Below are 6,172 nucleotides of genomic sequence, written 5' to 3'. Positions count from 1 at the left end.
CCGGGCGATACGAGGTGCCGGTTCGGTGGCTGACGCACCGCCGGCCTGGGTCGGGGAGCCCGCGAGGTGAGGTTCTTGGACAAAACTCCCGCTTCTGCACCGAAGCTTCGTAGGAGAACCGGGAGAGACGTCGGACAAGCGTGACGGCTGGGACACGTGAGGGCTGCCCGCGCTGGACGAGGGCGCGGCGGAGCCCGCCCTTGTCTGCGCCATCAAGCATCCCGGGAGAGGCTCGCTGTCAGGGACGCCGAAGGCGCCGCGAAGCGGGCGCCGCAGGCGATCCTTAACAGGGAGGCCCGGGATGCTAGGCGCGCGGACAGCCCGACCCCGAATGACCCAAGGTCGACCATAGTCGACCCCAACACGTGTCGACTGCTCGAAGAGGCGTACGGGAGGGCTCACCCGAGCTCCGGCCGTCCCCGGCCACGACTGGATGCCGTGACGGGATCGTTGTCTCGGCCCGGGTGGGCCCTCCCGTGTCGCTCTCGTGGTGCGGACCGACCTCCGCGAACCACGGTCACCACGATGTTGGCGCTACATCTGGCGAATCCCCGGCCACTCGGACGTCGGTCCGCCGGCCACGACCTGCACGAGCGAACGGCGGCAACGTTCGCTCCTGGACCCCGGCGGTGTCAACCAGCCCCTGACCTGCGGCGACGGTCAAAACCGCAGGTCAGGGGCGACGCCCTGACGCAGAAATAGCCCACGAAATAGTCATCCCGAACGGCGTGTCGCAGACGACGCGCCGACGGTCAGCCGCTAGTGGGCGGTACGACGACCGTGCCCGTCGCGGTCGTCGCCAGCAGCGGGGGGTCCAGGACCTCGGCCCGGCCGGGCTGCGCGTCGGTCGCGGCGCCGCGGGCGACGACGTGGACGGCGAACTCCATGGCCCGCGAGCGGGTGCCGGCGCGGGTCAGCTCGGCGGTGATCTCGAGGACGTCGCCGGCCCGCACGGGGGCCTTGAACTGCACGTCGGAGTAGGACGCGAAGAGGCCCTCGTCGCCGTCGGTGACGATGCACAGCTCGGTGGCGACGTCGCCGAAGAGGCCCAGGCTGTAGGCGCCGTCGACGAGGTTGCCCGCATAGTGGGCGTGGGCGTAGGGCACGTAGCGGCGGTGGACCACGCGGGTCCCCACGGTGGGGCTGCTCATGACGCCACCTTGGCACCGGCCAGGCGGTGGGCGATGAACGACGCGACCTCACCGGGCGTCGTACCGCGGCCGAAGACCCGGTCGACGCCGAGCTCGACGGCCATGTTCTCGTCGAAGCGCGGGCCGCCGACGATGAGCAGCGGGCGCCGGTCGGAGGGGTAGGACTCGCGGAACGCGGCCGACATCTCGCGGGTGTTGAGCAGGTGGGCGTCGCGCTGGGTGACGACCTGGGAGACGAGGACCGCGTCGGCCTTCTCGGCCCGGGCGCGGTCGACGAGCTGGGGCACGGAGACCTGGGCGCCGAGGTTGACCACCTTGAGCTCGCGGTAGTACTCGAGCCCCTTCTCTCCGGCGAAGCCCTTGATGTTGAGGATGGCGTCGATGCCGACCGTGTGGGCGTCGGTGCCGATGCAGGCCCCCACGACCGTCAGCCGGCGCCGCAGGGAGCGCTTGACGGCCGCGTTGACCTCCTTGGGCGTCAGCAGCGGGTAGTCGCGCTCGACGACGACGACGGTGCTCGGGTCGACGACGTGGTTGACCCGGCCGTAGACGACGAAGAACGTGAAATCGGGACCCATCGGCTTGGCGTGCACGACGAGCGCGGGGTCCATGCCCATCTTGTGGGCCAGCTGGAGGGCCGAGCCCTCCGCGACCTTGGAGTGCGGCATCGGCAGGGTGAAGCTGAGCTGCACCATCCCGTCGCCGGTGGTGTCGCCGTAGGGCATCACGACGCTCATCTCAGAGCACCTCCTGGGCGTCGAGGATCTCGGTGGCGGGGTTGTAGTAGGCGCTCGACTTGGCGGCCACGCCCTCGAGCCCCCGACCGGCGTCGGCCGGGCGCTTCATCAGCCCGAAGGTGCCGGAGGCGATCGCGTCGAGCAGACCGTCGTCGACGATCGTGTCGAGGAGCTCGATCGACTCCCCCAGCACCTGGCGAGCGCGCCGGTTGATGACGCCGTCGGGCGCGGGGTGGAAGTCCTCGTGGAGGCGGCCGGCGGCCTCCATCACGTAGCGGACGTTCTGCAGGGCGATGTCGCGGTCGGAGATCCACGGCGTCACGACGGCCTCGGTCATCATCCCGACGAGCAGGATGCCCTGCCCGGTGAGCGCTCCGGCCAGGTTGAAGAAGCCGTCGAGCAGGTTGCCCTTGAACACGTCGCCGGTCATGTGGCGCGTCGGCGGCATCCACTTGAGCGGCGCGTGCGGGAACACCTCGCGCGCCAGCAGCGCGTGGGCCAGCTCGAGGCGGAACGAGTCGGGCACCGCCGGGTCGATCTCGAACGCGTGGCCCAGGCCGAGCTGCCAGTCCTCGAGGCCGGCCTCCTTGGCGAAGTACTCGTTGAGGAGCTGGCTGGTCGTCACCGTGTGCGCGGCCTCGATCGCGTCGGCGGTCGTGAGGTAGTTGTCCTCACCGGTGTTGATGATGATGCCGGCGCGGGCGTGGACCTGACGGCTGAAGCGCTGGTCGACGAAGGTGCGGATCGGGTTGATGTCGCGGAAGAGGATCCCGTACATCGAGTCGTTGAGCATCATGTCGAGCCGCTCGAGCCCCGCGAGTGCGGCGATCTCGGGCATGCACAGGCCGCTGGCGTAGTTGGTGAGCCGCACGTAGCGGCCGAGCTCCTTCGACGACTGGTCGAGGGCGGCGCGCATCAGGCGGAAGTTCTCCTGGGTGGCGTAGGTGCCGGCGTAGCCCTCGCGGGTCGCGCCCTCGGGCACGAAGTCGAGCAGGCTCTGGCCGGTCGAGCGGATGACGGCGATGACGTCGGCGCCCTCGCGGGCGGCCTGCTGGGCCTGCGGGATGTCCTCGTAGATGTCTCCGGTGGCGACGATGAGGTAGATCCAGGGCTGGCGCGGGGCGTCGCCGTGCCGCCTGATCAGCCGGTCGCGCTCGACGCGCCGCTTGTCGACGGTCTTGAGCCCGCGGGCGACCTGGCGGCGGCTCGCGGCCCGCGCGCGGTCGGCGTCCTTGCCCTCGGGCAGGCGGAACGTCACCGACCCGGCGGCGGCCTTCTGGGCGAGGGTCGTCAGGTCCTCCGCCTCGTGGCGCAGCAGCGCGTCCCAGACGGGCAGCGCGACGCCGTGCTCGAGGCCGACGTCGGCACGGACGGTGTCCATCAGCCGGTTGACCCACGGCGAGCCCTCGTCGTCGGCGCCGCTCAGCCCGGCGAGGCGGAGCGTGGCCCGCTCGACGGCGACGGTCGTGTGCTTCTTGGCCAGCGTGACGATCGGGCGGCCGGCCTTGCGGGCCAGGCTGCGGGCGTGCCGGACGGTGGCCGGGTCGAGGTCGAGCTTGCCCTTCGGTGCGCGGGCCATCAGTCGAGCCGGCTCTCGAAGAGGCGGCGTACGCCGTCGTGGCCGCGCAGCAGCTCCATGGCGTAGGCCGCGTGGCCCGGCACGTAGCCGTTGCCGACCAGCATCCGTACGTCGGCCGCGAGGCCCTCGGCGCCCAGCGCGGCGGCCGAGAACGAGGTGGCCATCGAGAAGAACACGACCGTGCCGCCCTCGGCGGTGGCGAGGACGGCGCCGCCCTCGCAGCCCGGTACGTCGACGCAGACGACCGTCACGTCGGCCGGACCACCGGCCTTGAGCACCGCGTCACGCAGCGCGACCGGGTCGCGGGCGTCGGCGATCGTGACGTCGTCGGCCAGCCCGGCCCCCGAGAGCAGGTCGGCCTCGACCCGATGGGGCACCACGCCGATCGTGCGACCGGCCCCGGCGTCGCGGGCGGCGACGAGGCTGAGCGAGCCGGACTTGCCCGCGCCCCCGATGACGGCGACGCGCGGGACGCGTCCGGCGGCGACGTACTCACGGACGACCCGGGCGGTCAGGGCGGGGGCACCGCACACGTCCATCACCGAGAGGCTCAGCGGCACGGGCAGGTCGTCGGGGATCACTGCGGCGATGGAACGGCCGAAGAGGACGGCGTAGCCGTCGCACGGCACCTGCTCGCCGAGGCCGTCCCAGGCCGCGAGCCCGTCCTCGATGACGAGTGGGGTGAGGGTCAGCGAGACCAGCGTGGTGACGCGGTCGCCGACCTGGAGCCCGAGGGGCGAGTCGGGACCGACCTCCTCGACGGTGCCGACGAGCATGCCGCCGGAGCCGGTCTCGGGGTTCTGCATCTTGCCGCGGGTGGCCACGATGTCGAGGACGGCGGACCGGATCGCGTCGCCGTCGACCTGCCCGCCCGGCTGTCCGCCCGTGGTGTGGGTGCGCTCCAGCTGGCGGTAGGACGCCGCGTCGAGGTTGAGCCGCTCGACCCGGATCCGCACCTCGTCGGACCACAGCTCACGGCGTGCGTCGAGGCGCTGGGCGGCCTGCGGCAGCACGGCCGGGCGGTCAAGCACCCGGTGCAGTCCGGTGGGGTCGCTCTCGGGTCGAGTCACGGTTGGTTGTCCTTCGTGATGATCTTGTAACGGGAGGATTTACGGCGTGGAGTTGCGTCGGCCGGACGATCTCCACGTACTCTAGGTCACACGGCGCCGGCGGCGCAGATCAGCGAAGCACGGGAGAGTCGGATGAGCATCGAGACGAGCATCGGTCTTGAGACCGGTCAGCCCTACCCCTACCAGCGGGTCGAGCTCGTCGAGCCCGACTGGACCCGCTTCCCGGGCTGGAGGGACGTCACCGCCGACGAGTGGGCGTCGGTCCAGTGGCAGCGCGCCCACTGCGTCAAGAACCTCAAGCAGCTGCGCGAGCTGCTCGGCGACCTCGTCGACGAGCGCTTCTACGCCGACCTCGAGCGCGACCAGGCCGAGCGGGCCACGATGTCGATGCTCGTGCCGCCGCAGATGATGAACACGATGGTCCCCCACGCCGCGGTGGGCGGTCCCGGTTCGCTGACCGACGCGTTCTACGCCGACCCCGTGCGGCACTACATGATCCCGGTGTTCAGCGACCGGCGCACCGACTGGTCCTCGCACCCCCACGCGACCCGCGACTCGCTGCACGAGCACGACATGTGGGTCGCCGAGGGCCTCACCCACCGCTACCCGACCAAGGTCCTCGCCGAGCTGCTCCCGACCTGCCCGCAGTACTGCGGCCACTGCACCCGCATGGACCTCGTCGGCAACTCCACCCCGACCGTCGAGAAGCTCAAGTTCGTCGCCAAGCCGACCAGCCGCATCGACGACATGATCGCCTACCTGCGTCGTACGCCGTCCGTGCGCGACGTCGTGGTCTCCGGTGGCGACGTCGCCAACATGCCGTGGGCCCGGCTCGAGGACTTCCTCACCCGGGTGCTCGAGGTCGACAACATCCGCGACATCCGGCTCGCCACCAAGGCGCTCGTCGGTCTCCCCCAGCACTGGCTGCAGGACGACGTCCGCGAGGGCATGACCCGGGTCGCCGGCATCGCCCGCTCGCGCGGCGTCTCGATCGCGATCCACACCCACGCCAACCACGCCAACTCGATCACGCCGCTCGTCGCCGACGCCTCCCGCGCGATGCTCGACGCCGGCGTGCGCGACGTGCGCAACCAGGGGGTGCTCCTCAACGGCGTCAACGCCGACCCGCACGCCCTGCTCGACCTGTGCTTCCGCCTCCTCGACGGCGCGCAGATCATGCCCTACTACTTCTACATGTGCGACATGATCCCGTTCTCGGAGCACTGGCGGGTCTCCGTCGGCGACGCCCAGCGGCTCCAGCACCACATCATGGGCTACCTCCCCGGGTTCGCGACGCCGCGCATCGTGTGCGACGTGCCGTTCGTCGGCAAGCGCTGGGTGCACCAGCTCGCGTCCTACGACCATGTCCGCGGCATCTCGCACTGGACCAAGAACTACCGGACCTCGATCGAGGCGACCGCGGCCGACGCGCTCGACCGCACCTACGAGTACTACGACCCGATCCACACGCTGCCGGCCGAGGGCCAGGCCTGGTGGGCCGCCCACGCCGACCTCGACACCTCGGCGCTCAAGGCCGCCGAGGTCGCCGAGGCCTCGCGACGAATGGCCGCCCTCCAGGCCTACTGAACCCCTACGTCGGGGGCGCGGATGACCCGGGGTGAATGACACGAACGG

Annotated in this window: 5 protein-coding genes; 1 reads left to right on the top strand and 4 read right to left on the bottom strand. The window is 71.2% G+C overall.

Annotated features, from left to right (window positions below):
* Positions 1-752: 752 nt before the first annotated feature.
* The 4 genes from Q7T52_RS00880 to Q7T52_RS00865 are packed head-to-tail and all read right to left on the bottom strand — an operon-like array spanning position 753 to position 4,537.
* Positions 753-1,151 (bottom strand): hotdog domain-containing protein, encoded by a 399-nt coding sequence (locus tag Q7T52_RS00880; protein ID WP_304798653.1) that lies wholly within the window; start codon positions 1,149-1,151, stop codon positions 753-755.
* Complete coding sequence (locus Q7T52_RS00875; protein ID WP_304798650.1) at positions 1,148-1,888, bottom strand: OAM dimerization domain-containing protein; 741 nt, start codon at positions 1,886-1,888, stop codon at positions 1,148-1,150. Before Q7T52_RS00875 ends, Q7T52_RS00880 begins: the two co-directional genes overlap by 4 nt.
* Position 1,889: 1 nt before the next feature.
* Entirely contained in the window at positions 1,890-3,467 is a 1,578-nt protein-coding gene (locus Q7T52_RS00870) for a lysine 5,6-aminomutase subunit alpha (protein ID WP_304798648.1), read from the bottom strand.
* Entirely contained in the window at positions 3,467-4,537 is a 1,071-nt protein-coding gene (locus Q7T52_RS00865; RefSeq protein WP_304798645.1) for an L-erythro-3,5-diaminohexanoate dehydrogenase, read from the bottom strand. Before Q7T52_RS00865 ends, Q7T52_RS00870 begins: the two co-directional genes overlap by 1 nt.
* Before the next feature lie 132 nt (positions 4,538-4,669).
* Here Q7T52_RS00865 and Q7T52_RS00860 point away from each other — a divergent pair, with 132 nt between their 5' ends.
* Positions 4,670-6,124 (top strand): KamA family radical SAM protein, encoded by a 1,455-nt coding sequence (locus Q7T52_RS00860; RefSeq protein ID WP_304798642.1) that lies wholly within the window; start codon positions 4,670-4,672, stop codon positions 6,122-6,124.
* Positions 6,125-6,172 lie beyond the last annotated feature (48 nt).

The organism is Nocardioides sp., assembly GCF_030655615.1.
Classification (GTDB): Bacteria; Actinomycetota; Actinomycetes; order Propionibacteriales; family Nocardioidaceae; genus Nocardioides.
This window is presented reverse-complemented; position numbering and strand designations above follow the sequence as displayed.

What these genes read in the sequence shown, in the direction of transcription:
- Q7T52_RS00880 (WP_304798653.1), bottom strand. Translation starts at nt 1,151, where the DNA reads ATGAGCAGCCCCACCGTGGGGACCCGCGTGGTCCACCGCCGCTACGTG.
- Q7T52_RS00875 (WP_304798650.1), bottom strand. Translation starts at nt 1,888, where the DNA reads ATGAGCGTCGTGATGCCCTACGGCGACACCACCGGCGACGGGATGGTG.
- Q7T52_RS00870 (WP_304798648.1), bottom strand. Translation starts at nt 3,467, where the DNA reads ATGGCCCGCGCACCGAAGGGCAAGCTCGACCTCGACCCGGCCACCGTC.
- Q7T52_RS00860 (WP_304798642.1), top strand. Translation starts at nt 4,670, where the DNA reads ATGAGCATCGAGACGAGCATCGGTCTTGAGACCGGTCAGCCCTACCCC.